18 protein-coding genes are annotated in these 18905 nt (G+C 56.7%); 7 read left to right on the top strand and 11 right to left on the bottom strand.

The window, feature by feature from the left end:
• Positions 1-47: 47 nt before the first annotated feature.
• Together H8E27_10740 and H8E27_10735 are read left to right on the top strand one after the other, a co-directional pair.
• A complete protein-coding gene (locus tag H8E27_10740; protein MBC8326090.1) occupies positions 48-1370 on the top strand; it encodes a hypothetical protein in 1323 nt (440 codons plus the stop codon).
• A gap of 8 nt (positions 1371-1378) precedes the next feature.
• A complete protein-coding gene (locus H8E27_10735; GenBank protein MBC8326089.1) occupies positions 1379-1894 on the top strand; it encodes a hypothetical protein in 516 nt (171 codons plus the stop codon).
• A 78-nt stretch (positions 1895-1972) separates the two neighbouring features.
• Here H8E27_10735 and H8E27_10730 read toward each other — a convergent pair whose 3' ends face one another.
• The gene (locus H8E27_10730; GenBank protein MBC8326088.1) at positions 1973-3361 is read right to left on the bottom strand and encodes a DUF1501 domain-containing protein; all 1389 of its coding nucleotides are present in this window, start codon (positions 3359-3361) and stop codon (positions 1973-1975) included.
• Between the two features lie 91 nt (positions 3362-3452).
• A complete protein-coding gene (locus tag H8E27_10725) occupies positions 3453-4688 on the bottom strand; it encodes a PQQ-like beta-propeller repeat protein (protein MBC8326087.1) in 1236 nt (411 codons plus the stop codon).
• 78 nt (positions 4689-4766) lie between these two features.
• Between H8E27_10725 and H8E27_10720 the strand changes: the two genes are divergently transcribed.
• On the top strand, positions 4767-5318 hold the full coding sequence (locus H8E27_10720; protein ID MBC8326086.1) for a xanthan lyase: 552 nt from the start codon (positions 4767-4769) through the stop codon (positions 5316-5318).
• Here the strand turns inward: H8E27_10720 and H8E27_10715 are convergent, their stop codons facing one another.
• Positions 5319-6560 carry a PQQ-binding-like beta-propeller repeat protein gene (locus tag H8E27_10715; protein ID MBC8326085.1) on the bottom strand — a complete coding sequence of 414 codons (1242 nt, stop codon included), beginning with the start codon at positions 6558-6560 and terminating at the stop codon, positions 5319-5321.
• 72 nt (positions 6561-6632) lie between these two features.
• On the bottom strand, positions 6633-7007 hold the full coding sequence (locus H8E27_10710) for a thermonuclease family protein (GenBank protein MBC8326084.1): 375 nt from the start codon (positions 7005-7007) through the stop codon (positions 6633-6635).
• A gap of 61 nt (positions 7008-7068) precedes the next feature.
• Between H8E27_10710 and H8E27_10705 the strand changes: the two genes are divergently transcribed.
• The 3 genes from H8E27_10705 (at position 7069) to rlmB (ending at position 9486) form a co-directional block, all read left to right on the top strand.
• Entirely contained in the window at positions 7069-8229 is a 1161-nt protein-coding gene (locus H8E27_10705; GenBank protein MBC8326083.1) for an exo-alpha-sialidase, read from the top strand.
• A 127-nt stretch (positions 8230-8356) separates the two neighbouring features.
• Positions 8357-8668, top strand: coding sequence for a hypothetical protein (locus H8E27_10700; protein ID MBC8326082.1), 312 nt, complete (start codon positions 8357-8359; stop codon positions 8666-8668).
• Positions 8669-8757: 89 nt separating this feature from the next.
• Complete coding sequence (rlmB, locus tag H8E27_10695) at positions 8758-9486, top strand: 23S rRNA (guanosine(2251)-2'-O)-methyltransferase RlmB (GenBank protein ID MBC8326081.1); 729 nt, start codon at positions 8758-8760, stop codon at positions 9484-9486.
• 72 nt (positions 9487-9558) lie between these two features.
• On the opposite strand, the gene H8E27_10690 is transcribed toward rlmB, so the two are convergent.
• The 7 genes from H8E27_10690 to H8E27_10660 all read right to left on the bottom strand — a co-directional run bounded on the left by H8E27_10690 (position 9559) and on the right by H8E27_10660 (position 18418).
• Complete coding sequence (locus H8E27_10690; protein MBC8326080.1) at positions 9559-10968, bottom strand: DUF1501 domain-containing protein; 1410 nt, start codon at positions 10966-10968, stop codon at positions 9559-9561.
• Positions 10969-11046: 78 nt separating this feature from the next.
• A complete protein-coding gene (locus tag H8E27_10685) occupies positions 11047-12477 on the bottom strand; it encodes a DUF1501 domain-containing protein (protein ID MBC8326079.1) in 1431 nt (476 codons plus the stop codon).
• 62 nt (positions 12478-12539) lie between these two features.
• The gene (locus H8E27_10680; protein ID MBC8326078.1) at positions 12540-13010 is read right to left on the bottom strand and encodes a four helix bundle protein; all 471 of its coding nucleotides are present in this window, start codon (positions 13008-13010) and stop codon (positions 12540-12542) included.
• A gap of 22 nt (positions 13011-13032) precedes the next feature.
• Complete coding sequence (locus H8E27_10675; protein ID MBC8326077.1) at positions 13033-15966, bottom strand: PSD1 domain-containing protein; 2934 nt, start codon at positions 15964-15966, stop codon at positions 13033-13035.
• Positions 15967-16077: 111 nt separating this feature from the next.
• Positions 16078-16998, bottom strand: coding sequence for a hypothetical protein (locus H8E27_10670; GenBank protein MBC8326076.1), 921 nt, complete (start codon positions 16996-16998; stop codon positions 16078-16080).
• A complete protein-coding gene (locus tag H8E27_10665; GenBank protein MBC8326075.1) occupies positions 16995-17390 on the bottom strand; it encodes a type II toxin-antitoxin system VapC family toxin in 396 nt (131 codons plus the stop codon). The genes H8E27_10670 and H8E27_10665 overlap by 4 nt, the downstream gene beginning before the upstream one ends.
• A 263-nt stretch (positions 17391-17653) precedes the next feature.
• The gene (locus H8E27_10660; protein ID MBC8326074.1) at positions 17654-18418 is read right to left on the bottom strand and encodes an SDR family oxidoreductase; all 765 of its coding nucleotides are present in this window, start codon (positions 18416-18418) and stop codon (positions 17654-17656) included.
• A 311-nt stretch (positions 18419-18729) separates the two neighbouring features.
• Here H8E27_10660 and H8E27_10655 point away from each other — a divergent pair.
• On the top strand, positions 18730-18905 hold a 176-nt coding region (locus H8E27_10655), incomplete at its 3' end, for a hypothetical protein (protein MBC8326073.1).

The following is an 18905-nucleotide window of genomic DNA, read 5'->3' as shown; positions in this document are numbered from 1 at the left end:
TCTAGAAATCGAAGTCTTAATGTACATATGACCCCCAAAAAGCTTCTATGACACAAAAGGCAAGTCTTTTTGTTCGGCAATGTGTAAAATCGAATTTACCTTCAGGAAAGACATCAAACAAAAATAATATGAAAAATATTATGACAATTATAGTCGTCGCTCTCGTGACAATGTTTTTTCAGCCTCAAAAAACTTACGCCCAAGAGGGTTCCTTTGTTGAAGAAGCGTGGCAGATGGAGGCGTTTCGGATTGTTGGGGAATTTATCGGTGACACGAATTACCTTTACCAAAATGACCCAGTTCTCGAAGTAGTGAGCAATGAGTTTGAGTGGTTTGAGTACAGATTCTCAACCATCAACATATACGAATTTGAAGAATGGATGGGGCAAAATTATCCAGGTGATTTCATTCCCGCCGTGGCAGCATTGTCTGGCAATTCTGTTTTTCAGAATTGGTCTGAACTTATTGGTATGGAAGAATTCGAACAGTTTGATTGGGAAGATTGGGAGTTGCGGTGGATATTTGAGTTGTTTTTAAGTGGGCTTAATGGCCCTAATGATGACCCTGAAGGGGAACCGGGTGATGTGGATGATACCGATGGGGGTATGGTTGAGGGGCCTCCTTGGGAATGGGTTGAGGGATTTCGTGACAAATCAAAAAACCGGGCACTAATTCGGTCTGGAACTGGTGCGACAATTGAAGGTGCTGCAAAATTCACACGTCTGGATTCCAGAGACTCACATTTGTGGCTGCTTGACGAAAATGGAAATGGTGTCAATTCTGATGATGATATTGTAATTGACACAATTTATTCAGTGCCGAATACAGTTGTGATAGCATCAGGGGGTGCCAGTACGTTAGCGAAAACGCATATGTTGTTATGGTACACAAAGCTTGCAGATGCGGCAATGGAAAATGGGTTTGCCGTTGAGTTGTTTAGAATTGAAGATGGTGATAATGTAGCTAAATATTACAATCGAGCCACTATGGAGGATGATGTGTGGGGCCTAATGATGTTCGGACACGGTACGGTTAAATATAATTTAGGGTGGTTTTGGGTCGATGACACATATGAAATGAATGGGGCATTTCAGTGGGATGATGAAAATGAAGATACCGCAAAGACTCCTGTAAATTTTAATCCTGTTATCGTGGATCCCGGCAACGGTGAACAAGGTCTTGCGCGGTATGGGTTTTTGTTGTCATATTTTTGCTACGCAGATTATCAACCGTGGAGTTCGTTGGTTTCAGAAAATGGCACATATTACGGGAGTGATGGAATGTTGTCATCAGCATCTGGGCCCCGTGGAATAGGTTGGTGGGGAACTTGGAAAGGACTTTTTGATAAAGCGGCAAAACCATTGGACTAGGAAAGTAAATGAAAATAAAATTATATTTTTTAGCTGGGGTTTTTTTGGTGGCAGTTTGGGGTTGCGGCAAGCAAGGAACTCTAACTAGGCTGTCCAATGATGATATGGCAATTTGGGCTGCAATGAATCGAGTCGCAATTGTCTATGATCATAATTATTTAAAGAATGGAAAGCCTCTTCCAAATACGTTTGAGTATTTAGGGCTCAGACCCGATGGGATTTTTCGAGGCAAGAAGCCAGTATTTGTATCTTACAAGTATTTTTATTATTCTCCAAAAGGAGATATGAAGAACGCGAAGGGGGATCCAATATATATGGCTGTTCGTCTTCCGGACCTTGAAAAAGAAGAGGTTAATTTGGTTTACACTTTTTCATTTGAAAAATTTAATGATAAAAAAACCGGGGGTGTTATAATTGGTCAAGCAAAAATGAGTGCTGGCTGGATCAAGAAATACAAAAAATTTCAAGTTTGGCCGAACATAAAGCCTCCAGTCAAATTTGGTGTCAAGAAAAACAATAAGTAAAATTTCATTGATCAAATCGGATTGTTGAATCCGCACCGTCTTCTGCCTTGTTCATTTAGATAAGATGCCGGCAGCAGATCACATCAACTGCCGAATCGGCGCGGCGCCGTTGATGACGTCGTTGACTTCTTTGGGGATGCCGGCCATTGCGCGGACGGCGCCGGTGTCGAGCAGTTGCTCCATCAGCGTGGCGTAAAGGTTGGGGATGGTCACGCGATCGCTGGCCGGTTCGCCGCCGTCTTTGGTGGAAGCGCCGATCACTTGCCCCATCTTCAGGCCGCCACCGTAAAGCAAAAGCGGCGCGCTGCCGGCCCAATGATTGCGGCCGCCTTTGGCGTTCACTTTAGGCGTACGCCCCATCTCGCCGCAGCAGACGAGCAGAATTTTGTCGCGCAATCCGCGCGCTTCCACGTCCTCGATGAAGGCACTCACTGCGTGATCAAACGGCGTGCCCACGTAGCCCATGCCTTCGGTCATCGTCGCGTTGTTGCTGTCCGCGTGCATGTCCCAAACGAAATCAGTAGTCACGGTTACAAAGCCCGCGCCGCGCTCGGCCAACCGCCGCGCCATCAGCATGAGCTTGCCGAGATTGTTCACGTGGTTTTGATATCGTTTGCGATTGTTCCAGCGTTTGCTGATGCGCTCCACGTTCATTAGCGTGGAGGTGTCGTATCGCGCCAGCACGTTTGGATCTTCTTTTGCGATGTCAAACGCGTCTGACACGCCGCCGGTTAACGTCTCAAAGGCTTGGCTTTGAAATTTGTCCAACCCCGCCGTCGCCTCGCCGCTTTCTACCGAGCGCCGGAACTGGTTGAGGCTGGCGAGCAATGTCTTCCGGTCTCCGAGCCGGTTGGGATCCACCGTCAGCTGCATGTCGGCGCGGGCGTCTCCCTTGCCGCTTGGCTGAAAGGGCGCGTGCGCAGGCCCCAGCGGTCCGGTGACATTAAATTTGCCCAGCGACATAATGGGATCCGCCGCGTTCGTATCCACGGCCTGCGGATGGAGCCAAATGTTGCGGGGCATACCCGTTTCCGGATGGCTTGCCCCAGCCACGCGAGTGTAATGCGAGCCGACGTGGGCGTCCTTCGAAAATTTGCTGACGATGGGCTTGGAGTCATGCGCCCCACTTCCGGTGGTGAAGGATCGTACAATGGAAAATTTGTCGTTGAGCTGGGCAAGCTTTTCAAACGTGGACCCAAACGTGACCCCCGGAATGCGCGTGGGGATTTCGCCGGTCATACTGCGAATGCCCGAGGGCGCGCCCATTTTCGGATCAAACGTCTCCGTCTGCGATGGCCCGCCGTGCATAAAGAGGAAGACCACGGTTTTATCCTTCGCCACACCGCCGAGTTTTTGCAAGGCATCCTGCGCCTGCAAAAACTCCGGCAACGCCAATCCCCCGAGCGCAAGGCTACCCACGGAAAGGAAATTCCGGCGGCAGGTCGAGTTGTCAGTGAAATGTAGCATCGTGGCGCCAATCAATCTGACGCGAAAAAGCACGCAAACATTTAGAGAGATTCAAAAAATTCTCAATGTGCGTTTGGTCATTGGACCTGGGTTATTTTCCGCCTTCCACGCGATACACCGCCGACTTGGTACGCAAAATCAATGCGTTGCCGATTACGGCGGGGGTGGCCATAAAACCGTCTTCGTATTTTCCTTGAGACAGAATTTTGAATTTTGGTGCGGCGGCGAAAATCACCGCGTTGCCTTTTATACTGAAGCAGTAAATTCGGTTACCGCACAGGATGGGTGAGGCGGCGAACTCGCCGGCATTGAGGCGTTCGCTCCAGATTGATTTCCCGGATTTGGCTTCAAGACACGTCGCCACGCCGTTGTCGGCCACCATATAAATGTAATCGCCTTGGACGAGCATTGAAGATTTTTTGGCTATGTTGCGGCGCGAGCTCCATACCGCCTCGAGGTCGCCCTTTTTGTTTGGGCGAATAGCACTCATCGATCCCATCCCGTTGTTGATGAACACCAACCCGTGCCCAAACTGCGGGATGCCCGAGGCATTCATGCCGCCGGTGCGGGCGGTCCAAAGCAATTTCCCCGTGTCCGGATCCAACGCCTCGGTGGCCACGGCGGCGGGGGTGATCAGTTGCGGCATGTCGCCATTCACAATGAGTGAGGGCGTGCCATAACCTTTTTTGCGATCGCCATTGTCTGTGCCAAAATCAAAGGCGCGTTTGTGCAGCCATTGGGTTTCACCATCTTTTTTGTTGAGTGCCACGACGAATTGCTTGTCCGCGCCATCGAACTGCAGAAACAAGGTGTTGCCGCTGAGGATGGGCGAGCTGGCGGGCAGCCGGAAATGGTCGCAGTACAATTCGTCGTCCTCCTGCCGTTTCCAAATTGTCTTGGCGGTTTTGGTGTCGAGACAAGCCGTGCCGTGCGCGCCGAACGTCACATACACGCGCCCCGCCTCAATCACCGGCGTGGACGAAGCGTAGCTGTTCATCGCTACGGGGCTCTTCTGCGGATTGGCAATTTCGAACACTAATTTGTTGTGCACCACCTTGCCCGTGCCGGCATCGAGGCACACGGCCCACAGCTTGTGGCCGTCCGCTTCGGCGTTGGTGAACCAAATCTGATCGTCCCAAACCACCGGCGAACTCCACGCCTTACCCGGCATCGGCGTTTTCCATTTCAGATGCTTCCCCTCGCCCAACGCGAGCGGCAGATTGGCATCCGTTTTGCCCGCGCCATTGGGCCCGCGAAACTGGTTCCACTGCGCGGCTGGAATCGTCAGTACCGCGCTGAACACGAGAAATAAAATAGAGCGTTTCATTGGCCGCCAGAATAGGGGGGGAATCGGCGGAGCGCAAATTGATTTGCAAGCGATCTTTTGGGAGGGCATTTTTATTCAATGCAATTGCCACACGCACTGGGTCTGTTTGTAATCGCGATGAGTATTGCGGCTGATGAGCCGCGCTTGCCCCGGCCGGATGAGGTTGATAAGCCCGAAAACATCAAATTCATCGTCCTGGATAAATCCAAACTCCCCGGCATCGTGGTGGACAACACCGAGGCCAAGCTCGTCGGTCAATGGAAACACAGTGTGCACACGCCGCCCTTTGTGGGCGTCAGTTACATCCACGACATGAAAGAAAAAAAAGGCGAGAAGAGCGCCACCTTCACGCCCGATTTACCGCGGGCCGGAGAGTACGAAGTACGCGTGTCGCACAACACCAATATCCGCCGTGCGAATGGCGTGCCCATCACCATCACTCACGCGAACGGGGAGACACTCGTAAAAATTAACGAGGGCGAGCCGGCCCCGATCAAACGACTTTTCCGTTCGCTGGGGAAATTTGAATTCAAACGAGGCCGCGCCGGTTTCGTGACCATCCGCACCACCGGCACCGAAGGCAAATACGTCATCGTGGATTCCGTGCAATTTATTCCCGTGAAGCAATAGCTACTTTGCCTCAAGACAAAAGAGGTGTTCAAAGCCGCGGATGAACATCCGACCGTTGCTCACCGCCGGCGTGGCGTGGGTGGCTTCGCCAAGCAGACTGCGGCCGTGCGTTTTGAATTCCGGGCTGGCGTCGATCACGGTGAATTCCCCCGTGCGTGAGCTGCAATAAATTTTGCCGGCGATGCATACCGGCGAGCTGGAAAAATCGCCACGGCCCACACGCTCATTCCAAACTTCTTTGCCCGTTTTTGCGTCTGCACAAATGACGATGCCATTGTCCAGCCACAAATAAATGTGATCACCGTAGGCAATCGGCGTGGGAACGTAGGGCAACGAGCGTTGGCGTGTCCACGCAATGTGACTCCCGCTAACATCGCCCGTGCCGCCCACCTTTACCGCCAGCATCAGCTTGCCCTTGCCGCCCCCGCCGCAGCTGCCGTAAACCATCCCCTTCCAATGCACCGGCATCGCCACGGTGCGTAGATCGAATTTGCCGGGCGTCGTCCACAGCACCGTGCCCTTTCGGGGATCGATGCCCATCAGTCCGTCATCAAGGCAGGAATTGATCAACTGTGGTTTGCCGTTCACCTCGATAATGATGGGTGTGGCGTAGGTCATGATTTCGATCGTTCGCTTGATCCGCCACTGCTGTTTGCCTGTATTTTTATTTAACGCCACAATGTAGCCGGGGCCGGTGTCGTGTTCGTTCAGGAGAATTACAAGGTCCTCAAAAATAATCGGCGAGGTTGCCGTGCCATGCCCGTGCTTGCTCAATGAGGGCGGCAGTTGTGTGCGCCATGTTTCCTTCCCCGTCTTGAGGTCGTGCGCCACCATGAAATACTCGTCGTTGTCACCCCACGCCACGAAAACCAGTTTCCCGTCTGTGCACGGGGTGGCCGAGGCATAACTGTTGAGCGCGTGTTTTTTGTGCGTGTTTCCACCGAGCTGTTCGGTCCAGATTATTTTTCCGGTGCCGGCGTCAAACGCCTGCAACGCCCGCCGTTCGCCCGCGCGCACGGCGGAAGTCACCAGCACCGTGTCTCCCCAAACCACCGGTGACGAATGCCCAATGCCCGCGAGTTTTACTTTCCACGCATAATCCTTCGTCGACCACTGCAACGGAATGCCTTTGTCATTACTGATCCCGGCACCCTCCGGACCGCGAAACTGCGCCCAGTTTTCCGCGTGCACTCCGTTTGCTGCGTTCAGGGATAGCCATAGAGAAAAAAGAATTTTTTTCATTTCAAAAAGTATGATTAAAAAATGCGACGCCCATCCGGTTACATCCATTCAGCCAGCGCACAAAAAAGGAGTTCAATAATCCACAAATTTCGCGTGGCCCTCGGCGACCAGCCGGTCGTTGACGTTCACCATTTGCCGGCCTTGTTTTACCCAAAGCTCGCCGAGGTAACGGCCGTATTTGCCTTTTTTGTCTTTGATGGTTTGCAACAAGATTTCGTGGCCCATTATTTCGCCACGCAGAAAATCACGCGCCGCACGCCCGCGCCGGTGACTGCGGCCGCGGAGCTCGGGGGCGTTGATGCGGTGCAGGCGAATCTTTTGCTGGTGCAGTGTAACGGAGAGACCGAGGTCGATATTCACCGTGCAGGTGTCGCCGTCGTACACGCTGGAGACGGTGGCGCGATAATGAAACGGCGCGGCGGGACGCGGGGATTTGCGGGTAGCCATACGGAAACCTATCGAATGACTGCGGACTTGTCACGGTTGCAGTTTACGGCACACTTGGCGCATGACCACTTTGTCCCGACGTCAGATGCTCACCACTACGGCTGCGGCCGGATTTGGTTTCCCCTTCCTGCTTCGCGCTGCCGGGCCGAAGGTGAAGGTGGCATCCACACGTGTCATCAGCCTGCGTCCCGATCACTACCATGGTTGGCCCACGTTGGCGCGGCGCAAGAATGGCGAGCTGCTGCTGGTGTGTTCGGGCGGCCGCGAAAGCCACGTGTGTCCGTTCGGGCAGGTGGAGCTGATGCGTTCGGGGGATGACGGCGACACGTGGAGCTTTCCGCGTGTGTTACTCGACAGTCCCATCGACGATCGCGATGCCGGCGTGCTCGAGACTGCCAAGGGTTCGCTTTTGGCCACCACGTTTACCTCCAATGCATATGATGAATACTATTTGAAAAAGGGCGTTCAGAAAAAATGGTCGGCGGAAAAACGCGCCCGTTGGCTGGGCGCGCACCATCGCGTGTCGGCTGCCGCGCGCAATGCCGAGCTGGGCAACTGGATGATCCGCAGCACCGATGGCGGCGTGACGTGGAGTCCGCGCTACGACAGCCTCGTGAACAGCCCGCACGGCCCGGTGAATTTGAACGACGGTCGCGTGCTCTACGCGGGCAAAAATCTTTGGAATAAATTTCGGCGTGAGAAAACGTGGATCGGCGTGTGCGAATCAAAAGACGACGGTCAATCTTGGCGGCGACTGGCAGAAATCCCCACACGCAACGGTGACGACGCAAAAAATTATCACGAGCTGCACGCCGTCGAAGCTGCCAATGGCACGCTCATCGCGCACATTCGCAACCACAATCAAAAACACCACCGCGAAACGCTCCAAAGCGAATCGCGCGACGGCGGCAAGACGTGGACCGAGCCGCACACCATCGGCGTGTGGGGGTTGCCAACCCACCTGTTGCAACTCAAAGACAGTCGCTTGCTCATGACCTACGGCTACCGCCGCAAACCCTTCGGTAATCAAGCCCGAGTGAGTGCCGATCACGGCAACACTTGGAGCGAGCCCATCACCCTTTCCGCCGACAGCCCCGGCGGCGACCTCGGCTACCCCTCCACCGTCCAGCTCGATAACGGCTCGCTGGTGACGGTGTGGTACGAGAAACTCGCCAAAAGCACCTTCGCCGTCCTGCGCCAAGCGCGGTGGAATTTGGCCTGAACTCCAGCATCATTTCGCCATATATTTACCACCAATGGGCTTGCTTTCATTGAATTAATCCCTACGCTTGGTGCGTCCAAGGACTTAACGCTCCTAGGATAATTATTGCGTTAAAAAACACATAGCTATGAAATACCTCAAAATGACTGCATTGGCTCTCGGGCTGAGCGCGACTGTCGCGTTCGCTGGTGAGACAACCCTCGAAGGCAAAATCCAATGCCAGAAATGCACGCTGAAAAAGGCCGAAAAATGTGGCCCCGCGCTCGTGTACAAAGGCAAGGACGGCAAGGAAGCGATTGCTTTCCTGACCGGTAAAGCCGCGAAATCCGTTAAGCACGGCCGCATTTGCAAACCGAATTCCTCGGTGGCTGTGAAGGTGACCGGCAAGCTCGACGGCGACAAGCTCACCGTGGCTAAGTTGACCGAATCGAAGAAGTAACTCGAGTTGCTTCTCTCAATCAGCCCCGCGGCAACTGCTGCGGGGTTTTTTCGTGCTCCGAACTCCGCCGTGCCCTAGTCTCCCCGCCGATGGCCAAAGCGACTCGCGAATATGTTTACGGAATCAACCCCGCCTTCGAAGTGCTGCGCGCGCAGCGGCGCAAGGTGTACGGCGCGTGGCTGAACCAATCTGCCCGTGACAAGCCGCGCACGCAAAAACTCGTGCGCCTGCTCGAACAACATTCCGTGCGCATCGAGTGGGTGGAAAAAGGTCGACTCATTCAACTCTCCACCAGCCGTGATCATCAAGGCGTGGTGCTCAATACTTCGCTGTACCCGTACACGCCCTTCGAGGAATTGCTTGCGCATTCGCGGTTGCTCTTGCTCGATAACATTGAGGACCCGCAAAACGTCGGCGCCATTTTGCGCAGCGCCGAGGTGTTTGGTTTCAACGGCGTGTGCCTCCCCAACCGCGGCGTGCCCGAGGTGTATCCCTCCATCGTAAAAGTCTCCGCCGGCGCCACCGAGTTCATGCAAATCGCGCGGCAATTTTCCGCCAACCAATACGCCCGCAAAGCCGCCGAAGAAGGCTACCAAATCGCCGCACTCGATATGAACGGTAGCACCCCGCTTGAAACCCTGCGCGAAGCCGCGCCGGAAAAGCTAATGCTCGTCATCGGCGGCGAAGACAAATCCGTCGGCCAATTTATTTTGAACATGGCCGACCACATCATCGGCATCCCGCAATTCGGCCGAGTAAATTCGCTGAACGCCAGCGTCGCCGCCGGCATTGCCATGCACGCGCTGGGAGGAAAATAGTTTCAGACACGGATTTCTCGGATTTTCACAGATGATTAATCTGTGTTAATCAGTGAAATCCGTGCCTCCTTTTTAGGCGAGAATTGGCTTAATCAATTCCCCGTGCACATCGGTCAGCCGGAAGTCGCGACCCTGGAAACGGTAAGTCAGTTTTTCGTGGTCGATGCCGAGCAGGTGCAGGAGCGTGGCGTGGAGGTCGTTGACGTGGGTGCGGTTTTCCTCGGCGTTATAGCCGAGTGGATCGGTGGTGCCGTGGGTGACGCCGCCCTTGATGCCGCCGCCGGCGAGCCAAAGATTAAAACCCTTCATGTGGTGATCACGACCCACGGCGCCCTTGTTGCGCTGGGCCATGGGCGTGCGACCGAATTCGCCGCCCCACACGATCAACGTATCCTCAAACATACCCTTGCGCTTGAGATCGGTCAGCAACCCGGCAATGGCGCGGTCCACGGACGGGCCGCAGTGGTTTTGCATGTAATCCACGAGACCATTGTGATGATCCCAGCCGCGATGATAGAGCTGGATGAACCGCACTCCCCGCTCAGCTAAGCGCCGCGCAAGCAGGCAGTTGCTGGCAAAGGAACCGTCGCCGGGTTTGCAGCCGTAGAGGTCGAGTGCCTCGGCCGGTTCGTTCGTGAGATCCATCAGGTCCGGCACGCTCGACTGCATTTTGAACGCCATTTCGTACTGCGCGATGCGCGTGGCAATCTCCGGATCGTGCGTGAGCGGTGCCTGCAGTTCGTTGAGTGCCTGCACGGCATCAACTATATCGCGTTGGCGCGCGGCATCCACGCCGCCAGGCCGGCGCACGTACATCACCGGATCGCCGGTGGACCGCAGTTGAATCCCCTGAAACTGGCTCGGCAAAAATCCCGCATGCCACATGCGTACGGAGATCGGCTGCGGACTGCGCCCCGCATGCGAACTGAGCACCACGAACCCCGGCAAATCCTCCGACTCGCTACCGAGTCCGTACTGGATCCACGAGCCCATACTCGGCCGACCGCTAATGGTGGTGCCGGTGTTCATGAGAGTGTTAGCCGGATCATGATTAATGGCATCAGTGTGCATCGAACGAATCACCGCGAGATCATCAATGTGCTTGGCAAGATGCGGAAAGAGCGTGGTCATCTCCGTGCCGCTTTGGCCGAATTTTTTAAACGGAAACTGCGGCCGCAGACAGGCGAGCTTCTGGTTCTGCAACTGCGCGATCGATTGCCCCTGAGTATAAGATGCCGGCATCGGCTGGCCGTCCAGCTTCACCAGCTCCGGTTTGTTCGCATCAAACGTCTCCAAATGCGATGGACCGCCAGACATGTACAAATAGATGACCCGCTTCACCTTCGCCGCATGATGCAACGGTCGCACCACGCCCGGCCAACGCTCCGTCTTGCGGCCCGCCCCCAGAGCGGCGAGCGCCACGCTGCCCAAACTCAAGCCCGTCCGCCCAAAGAAAGCGCGGCGATTTAGGTCGGTTATCATGATGAATGATTCACCACAGAGACACAGAGAGCACAGAGTTTTTTCCAATCATCTTATCTATGCCTCTTCGGTTAAAAATCAGGCCAAGATCGGCTTGAGCACTTTCCCGTGCACATCGGTCAGCCGGAAGTCGCGACCCTGAAAGCGGTAGGTAAGCTTTTCGTGGTCGACACCCATGAGATGCAGAATGGTGGCGTGGAGATCGTTGACGTGCACGACGTTTTCCACCGCGTTATAGCCGAAATCGTCGGTGTTGCCATAGCTCATGCCACCCTTGATGCCGCCGCCGGCGAACCAGCAGCTGAAGCCCTTGATGTGGTGATCGCGCCCGCTGCCTTGCGCCATCGGCGTGCGGCCAAATTCGGCGCCCCACAGGATGAGCGTGTCTTCCCACAAACCGGAACCCTTAAGATCCTTGATCAGCGCCGCGACGCCTTGATCGACGATCTTAGCGGTATTTTGCATGGCGCCCTTGATGCCGCCGTGATGATCCCAACCACGGTGATAGAGTTGGATGAACCGCACGCCGCGCTCGGCCAAGCGCCGGGCGAGCAAGCAGTTGCTGGCAAACGAGCCATCGCCGGGTTGCGCACCGTACAGGTCGAGAACGCCCTTGGGTTCCTTGGAAATATCGACCAGCTCCGGCACGCTCATCTGCATGCGGAAGGCCATCTCGTACTGCGAAATGCGCGTGGTAATTTCCGGATCCTGCACGGCGGCGTTCTGCAGTTGGTTGAGCTGTTGCACCGCATCGACAACATCGCGCTGGCGATCGGCATCCACGCCGTCGGGGCGTTTCACATAGAGAACGGGATCGCCCTTCCCCCGCAACTGCACGCCCTGAAAACGGCTGGGCAAAAAGCCCGCGTGCCATTGCCGGGCGGCCACGGGCTGGTCCTGTCCGCCGCCGCGTGAGATGAGCACGCAATAGCCGGGCAGGTTTTCGGTTTCCGCGCCGAGCCCGTACAGCATCCACGACCCCATGCTCGGCCGGCCGCTGATGGTGGTGCCGGTGTTCATGAGGGTGTGGGCGGGATCGTGATTGATGGCATCGGTGGTCAACGAACGAATAACCGCAATGTCATCGGCCACACTCCCGATGTGCGGGAAGAGATTGCAAATGTGTTGGCCGGATTGGCCAAACTTCTGAAAATCATGTTGCGGCCCGAGGCAGGTCAAATTGTTGCGCTTGCCCTGCAACTGCGCAATCGGCTGGCCCTCGGTGATGCTTTTGGGCATCGGTTTGCCATCCATCTCGCGCAGCTTCGGCTTGTAATCGAGCGTCTCCAAATGACTCGCGCCACCGGCCATGCACAGGTGGATCACCCGTTTCACTTTCGGCTTGTGATGTGGCTTGGCGAGGATGCCCGGCCACTTGTCAATCTGCGGCCGGTCCGCGGACATCAACGAGGGATTCAACAGCGAGGCAAGGCCCAGGCTGCCCAAGCCGGCCTTACCCAGAAAGGCGCGGCGGCTGACGTCGGAAGGAAAGAGATCGAATTGATTCATGTTTTAAATTCCAATGACCAATGGCCAAGTCTCAAGGAATGACCAAGGTCCAATTTTCAATTTTATTTTCGGTAGATGCTGCAAAAAATTAGGTGGAGTTCGCGGGCCTCTTGCCAAAGGACACGGGCGTTGTTTTTTAAACTTGGTTCGGCGGTGACGGCCATGCGGAGGAAGTATTTGGTTTCCTTGGCCTCTTTCCGGCAAATGCTAATCTTGTGACGGAAATCTTTCTTGGAGACGGCTTCATCGGCTTCGCAATAATTGGCGCCCACGCTGGTGGCCGCGCCAACGAGCTGGCCGATGATGCGATGGTTCACCGCGTTGTCCGGTATTTTTTTTGCGAACTGAATCACCTGCATCCCAAATAACGCCGTCCGTTCCTCCAAGTCAAACCGAGGCACATTCCCATCTGACTCTTCCCTCAACACCAAAGGTCCAGATTCCTCAATCTCCCAAAATGCCAACTCCCCATCCGCGCACCCAGCCAATTCCGGCGCAACTTGGAAATTGGAAATTGAGGATTCCGTGGTCATTGGGTCTCTTGGAAATTGGTCATTAATTCCGCGTAATATTCTCATGCAAATTCAACACCACCCGAGCAATAGACGTCCACGCGGCGAGTTCGGATTTATCCAATGCCTCATTGGCCATCTTGGCTCCGTTCTTTAACAGCGCGTCCGCGGCGGGCGCATCGGTTTGATAATGTTTGAGATGCTTGTCGGCCAGGCCGGCGAGGATCTTGGCCTCGGCGGCGCTAGGCGCACGGTGCAGCGCCTGTTGGTAGGCGAAGGCGATGCGCGACTCGGGCGTTTTGCCGCCGTCCTTGAGAATACGCTCAGCAAAGATGCGGGCGGCCTCGACATAGGTGGGGTCATTGAGCAGCACGAGCGCCTGTTGCGGGGTGTTGGAGCGCACGCGTTCGACGGTGCATTCCTCACGGCTTGGCGCGTTGAAGGCGGCGAGGCTGGGATGCAGGAAGGTGCGGCACCAGTAGGTGTACAGGCCGCGCCGGTACAGACCCTCACCGGAGTCGGCTTTCCAGCTGCGCTTGGGGAAGTTCAAGTGCGCCCAGTAACCGGTGGGTTGATAGGGCTTAACACTGGCGCCGCCGATGGTCTTCACGAGCAGCCCGCTAACGGCGAGCGCGTTGTCGCGCACCATCTCGGCCTCGAGCCGCCAGCGTCCCTGCCGGGCGAGCCAGAGGTTGTAGGGATCCTTGTCCGTCACAGCCTTGGGTGACACGGAGCTTTGGCGGTAGGTGCCGCTGCTGACCATGAGTTTCACCATGTGTTTTACGTCCCAGCCGTTTTCCATGAACTCAATGGCCAGCCAATCGAGCAATGCGGGGTGCGAGGGCGGGGTGCCTTGCGCGCCGAAATCATCTAGCGGCGTGGCCAGCCCGCGCCCGTGGAACATCGCCCACAAGCGGTTGACGAACACGCGCGCGGTCAGCGGGTTATCCTTCGCTACAATCCAATCGGCAAGATCCATGCGGCTCGCGCGGCCTTCTGTCGCTTGGCCAAACTGCAGGAATCCCGGCACAGCCGGTTGCACTTGATCGCCGGAATCATCCAGCCAGTTTCCGCGCGGCAACACCCGCACCATGCGCGGGGTGGCCATCGAAACGGACACGAGCGCGGTGGGATTGGCGTTAATAGCCGCGTCTTTCTCGGCGTTTTTGCCGGTGATCTTTTGGCGGATCGCCGCCAGCTCCGGCGCCAGCGTGCGGTAGTGCGCGGTCACGGCGTTCTTCTGTGCGGCCGTGCGTTTGCCGGTTTCCACCTTCAACGCGGCCAGCACCGCCGGCGGCAGGCTCACCTGGTTGGCCTTGAAATAAAACCCGTAGCCGCCGCTGCCATTGGCGATCTTGAAGAGCAGCTGGTTTTCGCCGGGCTTGAGATTGAGCGTCACCTTATCCTGATCCGGCGCCACGCCGCGGCTGATTTTTTTGTCGGCCACCAACTGGCCATTGAGCCAGATGCGGAAGCTGTCATCGCTGCCCAGTGACAGCTCGAGCTGCCGGGCGATGCCGGACTGGATGGTGCGGTAAAAATAATGCGCGCTGTTTCCGCCGGTGAGCGTGTGCACCTTGCCGTCCACATAATTCTTTGCGTCCACCCACTTGAGCTTGCCGTAGGCCTTTTTCAAATCCACGGCGGACTCGTCGATAAAGGCCTTCGCGTGGGCTTGATCAAAGTCCGGCGCGCCAAAGGGTCCGATGCGTTTCCAATCGCTCAAGGTCACCGCGTTGGCCGCGGATGCCTGCTGGGTTTTCTCCCATTTCACCTGGCCGGCACTGACATCCACGACTGCGAGCTGCTGCTCGAGCTTGGTGATCTCGGCATTGATGCCGGTAATCTTGGCCTCGTCCTGGGGCAACGGCACCTTGGTCGCGCGCTGGGCGCCGACCGGCGTTTCCTGCAGGTCGGCAAAGAACGCGCCGAAGCTGTAAAAATCATTCGCGGTGAAGGGATCGAACTTGTGATCGTGGCATTCGCTGCAACCGAGCGTGCTGGCCATCCACACGGTGGAGGTATTGCGCACGCGGTCGGCGAGATATTTGGCGGTGTACTCCTTGGGCTGCGAACCGCCTTCGCGCGTGTTCATGTTCAGGCGATTGTAGCCGGACGCAATGAGCTGCGTGCCGGTGCGATCCTTGATGAGGTCGCCGGCGATTTGCTCGCGCGTGAATTGGTCGTAGCGCTTGTTGTTGTTGAAGGCGTCGATGACGTACTCGCGATAGAGCGGCTTGGTTTCGTGGTTGTCTGAGTGATAACCGATCGTGTCGGCAAAGCGCACCATGTCCAACCAGTACACCGCCATGCGCTCACCGTATTGCGGACTGGCGAGCAGGCGCTCGACCAGCTTCGCGTAGGCGTCGGGCGATTGGTCGTTCACAAACGCCTCCACCTGCGCCCAAGTCGGCGGCAAGCCGGTGAGGTCAAAGGTGAGTCGACGGATCAACGTGCGCCGGTCGGCCGCCTTGTTCGGCGCAAACCCGTTAGCCTTCAATCGCTCCAAAATGAAACGGTCGATGTCGTTTTGCGTAAAGCCCTTTTGCTCCACCTTCGGCGCGGCCATCTTCTTCGGCGTCACATAAGCCCAGTGCTTGGCAAACTCCCCGCCCTGCGCCACCCATTTCTTGAGCAACGCCTTTTCGCGCGCGGTCAGGCTCTTGTTCGACTCGGCCGGCGGCATGAGTTCATCGGCATCGGTCGTGTGCACGCGGTACACCAGTTCGCTCTCCTCCGTGTCCTTCGGCACAATCGCGCGCGCGCCGCTCTTCAATTCCTTGGTGGCCGCCGCAAACGAGTCCAATCGCAGCCCGCCCTTCACCTGTTCTTCATCCGGCCCGTGACAGGCATAGCAATTGTCCGAGAGGATCGGCTTGATGTCGCGGTTGTAATCCACCTTGTCCGGCAGCGGCTCGGCCGCCCACGCCACCGTGGTGAGGCTCAATAAAATGGTAACGGTGCACTGTCTGGTCATTTGAAAACTCCGTGAAGAAATTCTAGGCCCATCCGCGCGATGGGCAACCCAATTTGTTGACCCATCCGACCCAATACTCGAGCCGAATTGCCGACCCGATTCAATCGAGCCCTAAACAGGGCTCAACCCGTACCCGGCCCACACTTCCGGCGGCAGGACCGGTGTGGCGCTGGGCTGGCTAGCCACGTAGGCCGCGTGGCGGTTGGCTAGATCGAGCGTACCTGGCCAATCGCATTCGAGCAGGCGACCCAAGAGCAGCGCCGCCGTGCAGGCGTCGCCGGCGCCCACGCTGTCGGCGTTTGGCGCAGCCGGATAGCGGGCCGCCGCGCCGTCCACCCAGCCCGAGTCCGTACACGCCGTAGTGCCCGCTTCGCCCCGGGTGAAAATAACGGCCTCCAAATCAAAGCGTTCGCGCAAGGCCACCACTCGCACGCGCGCCTCGCCGGCCGGTAACTCAAGTCGATCGGCGACGGTCTCGATTTCCTCGTCGTTCAGCTTCACCAGATTCGCCACCCGACACCCTTCCGCCAGTATGTCCGCCGTAAATAAATCCATTCGCAGGTTCACATCAAAAATCTTCAGCGCCGATTTTGCCTCCGCCAAAAACGCCTGCGTCGCCGCATGGGCCGTGGGATGCCGCTGGCTCATGCTACCGAAGCTCACCGCGTTGCAGGCGCGGGCCAAATCGGCTTCGTGATCCGTGTACACCAGATGATCCCACGCCGTGTCCATCACGATCTCGTACCGCGGCGCGCCGTCCACAAAACTTACCCGCACCTGCCCAGTCGGCTTTGCATCATCCACCTGCACATACTCCAACGGCAATGCGCGCGTTTGAAATTCCCTCTGCAACCGCCGCCCCAGATCATCCACCCCAATCCGGCTAAGCAACACCCCGCGGCCGTCCATTGGCTCGAGCAGTTGATGCGCCTGCACCGCGACATTCAGCGACGTACCGCCGAGCACTTCCTTGTCCGGAAACACATCAAACACCGCTTCGCCCAGGCCGACGATGGTAAGGGGGGAGGTCATAAATTCAGAAAATTTTGAATGCCCATCGCGCACGCTGCCTTGCGCTGCAACGCGCGATCTTCGGTGATGAGCGGCACGTTTATTTGTTCTGCGAGGCAAACGAATTGCGCATCGTATGCAGAAATATTTAACCGTGACGCGACTGCCAGAACATCGCTGCCTTCCACTTCATACGCGCGGCCTGTCATCAAAGACGAAGCGTTTGACCAAATGCGATTGGCAGTTGTTGTTCTCAGATGATTAGCCCGGGAATAGGTGGCGAGAATGTTCAGAAATTCGAATTCCCAAAGACGCGGCGCAATCCAATCCGGATCCATTTCATAAAGTGCCTGTACCTCGGCGGTGCGATCTCCCTCAATCAGAAGATACGCCAGCGCATTGGTATCTGCCACAATCACGGGCGCCCCGCAGTTTTGGCGGAGGCTAGGAATTTATCCGTCAAGCGGCGTTGGCCTCGGTGCGGCTTAGGCAAGGGCTGGGGTGAGGTGACCCCCAAGCCCCGCTCCAGTAGCAAGATCGCTTCTTGCGCCATAGAGCGGCGGTTGGCAGCAGCAGACTCTTTGAGTTGCGCATGCAACCCATCCGGTAAGGTTTTCAAGACCAACGAAGCCATACCGCAAGCTAGCATATCACTAGCATTTAGCAAGCCCTTAACTCAATGCACCGTGGTGCCGCCGTTGACGTGGATGTTTTGGCCTGTCACAAAACCGGACGCCTCACTCGCGAGATACGTGATCGTGCCATCGAGATCCTGCGGCACGCCCCAGCGCCCCATCGGGATGCTGGCGAGGTAGCCATCCTTCAGTTCCTGCGGATCGTTCTCGTGACGCTCCACGGGGATCCAGCCGGGCGCAACCATGTTCACCGTGATGTTCCACTCCGCCAGTTCATGCGCGAGGCTGCGGTTGAAACCATTCTGCCCGCCCTTGGCGGCGACGTAGGCGGTGAAGGGTTTGACGCCCAAATGAAACACCTCCGAACCGATGTTGATGATGCGGCCCCACTTTTGCGCCTTCATGTGCGGCAACACCGCGCGCGTGACGAGGAACGGGCTCTTGATGAAAAAATCCAGCATGCTCTGGTAAAACGACCAGTCATAGTCCTCGATCGGTTTCTGCGGCTGATCCGGCGTAGCGTTGAGCACCACGATGTCGATCGGCCCCAGCTGCTCGGTCGCCTCAGCCACTAGCCGATTCACGTCCGCCTCATCCGTTACATTCGCGCGGATCATCGCCCCTTCCGCGCCGGTTTCCTGAAACTCCGCAAACGCCTGCGCCGCGCGTTCCTCGTTGTGGAAATAGTTCATGGCCACCTTCGCCCCCGCGCGCCCCAGCGCTCTGGCCATTACCTTGCCCAATCCCGTGGAGCTCCCCGTCACCAGCGCCACCTTGTCTTTAAGAGAAAATAACTCGTTGCTCATGATGGGCGGAGGGTACGCACGGACAACGGCAGGGGCAAGGATCACGTTGGAATTGAAAGGCCCCGCCAACCCTTCGGCGTCCGTATTGCGGTCCAGGTGACGAGGTAGGGCGGTTTCTCCGAAACCGCCTCGGCGCGCTCGGAGGGCACGCCCTACCGATTGGGGGATTGGCGCTTGCCCAGAACGGACTCGCGGACGGGCCGCAGGGAGCAACCACCCCTGTGCGCTCCGATTTGGTGGATTATGTTCATTACAAAAGAAATCATTTCTTGTAGTGGACGGGACGTGAGCGGTTGACCTAGAATTGCGGTATGAAGTTAGCGATCATGGGTTTGGCCCTCGCCTTGGTGTTGGGCTGCGAGAAAGAGAATGAAGCCGAACCTCAAGGGCAAGCGAATGCTCCGGTAACACCGGAGCCGACCAAAGCCAAAGTACCCGCTGGGAGCAAGCTGTGGGAATTTCAAACGGGACTGGAGGTGTTCTCCTC

Source organism: Limisphaerales bacterium (assembly GCA_014382585.1).
Lineage (GTDB): Bacteria > Verrucomicrobiota > Verrucomicrobiia > Limisphaerales > UBA1100 > JACNJL01.
The sequence above is the reverse complement of the archived record's forward strand: the minus strand, read 5'-3'. Positions and strand labels throughout refer to the sequence as shown.

Coding starts and splice junctions, on each gene's coding strand:
- H8E27_10740 (MBC8326090.1), top strand. CDS start 48: ATGACACAAAAGGCAAGTCTTTTTGTTCGGCAATGTGTAAAATCGAAT.
- H8E27_10735 (MBC8326089.1), top strand. CDS start 1,379: ATGAAAATAAAATTATATTTTTTAGCTGGGGTTTTTTTGGTGGCAGTT.
- H8E27_10730 (MBC8326088.1), bottom strand. CDS start 3,361: ATGCTACATTTCACTGACAACTCGACCTGCCGCCGGAATTTCCTTTCC.
- H8E27_10725 (MBC8326087.1), bottom strand. CDS start 4,688: ATGAAACGCTCTATTTTATTTCTCGTGTTCAGCGCGGTACTGACGATT.
- H8E27_10720 (MBC8326086.1), top strand. CDS start 4,767: ATGCAATTGCCACACGCACTGGGTCTGTTTGTAATCGCGATGAGTATT.
- H8E27_10715 (MBC8326085.1), bottom strand. CDS start 6,560: ATGAAAAAAATTCTTTTTTCTCTATGGCTATCCCTGAACGCAGCAAAC.
- H8E27_10710 (MBC8326084.1), bottom strand. CDS start 7,007: ATGGCTACCCGCAAATCCCCGCGTCCCGCCGCGCCGTTTCATTATCGC.
- H8E27_10705 (MBC8326083.1), top strand. CDS start 7,069: ATGACCACTTTGTCCCGACGTCAGATGCTCACCACTACGGCTGCGGCC.
- H8E27_10700 (MBC8326082.1), top strand. CDS start 8,357: ATGAAATACCTCAAAATGACTGCATTGGCTCTCGGGCTGAGCGCGACT.
- rlmB (MBC8326081.1), top strand. CDS start 8,758: ATGGCCAAAGCGACTCGCGAATATGTTTACGGAATCAACCCCGCCTTC.
- H8E27_10690 (MBC8326080.1), bottom strand. CDS start 10,968: ATGATAACCGACCTAAATCGCCGCGCTTTCTTTGGGCGGACGGGCTTG.
- H8E27_10685 (MBC8326079.1), bottom strand. CDS start 12,477: ATGAATCAATTCGATCTCTTTCCTTCCGACGTCAGCCGCCGCGCCTTT.
- H8E27_10680 (MBC8326078.1), bottom strand. CDS start 13,010: ATGACCACGGAATCCTCAATTTCCAATTTCCAAGTTGCGCCGGAATTG.
- H8E27_10675 (MBC8326077.1), bottom strand. CDS start 15,966: ATGACCAGACAGTGCACCGTTACCATTTTATTGAGCCTCACCACGGTG.
- H8E27_10670 (MBC8326076.1), bottom strand. CDS start 16,998: ATGACCTCCCCCCTTACCATCGTCGGCCTGGGCGAAGCGGTGTTTGAT.
- H8E27_10660 (MBC8326074.1), bottom strand. CDS start 18,418: ATGAGCAACGAGTTATTTTCTCTTAAAGACAAGGTGGCGCTGGTGACG.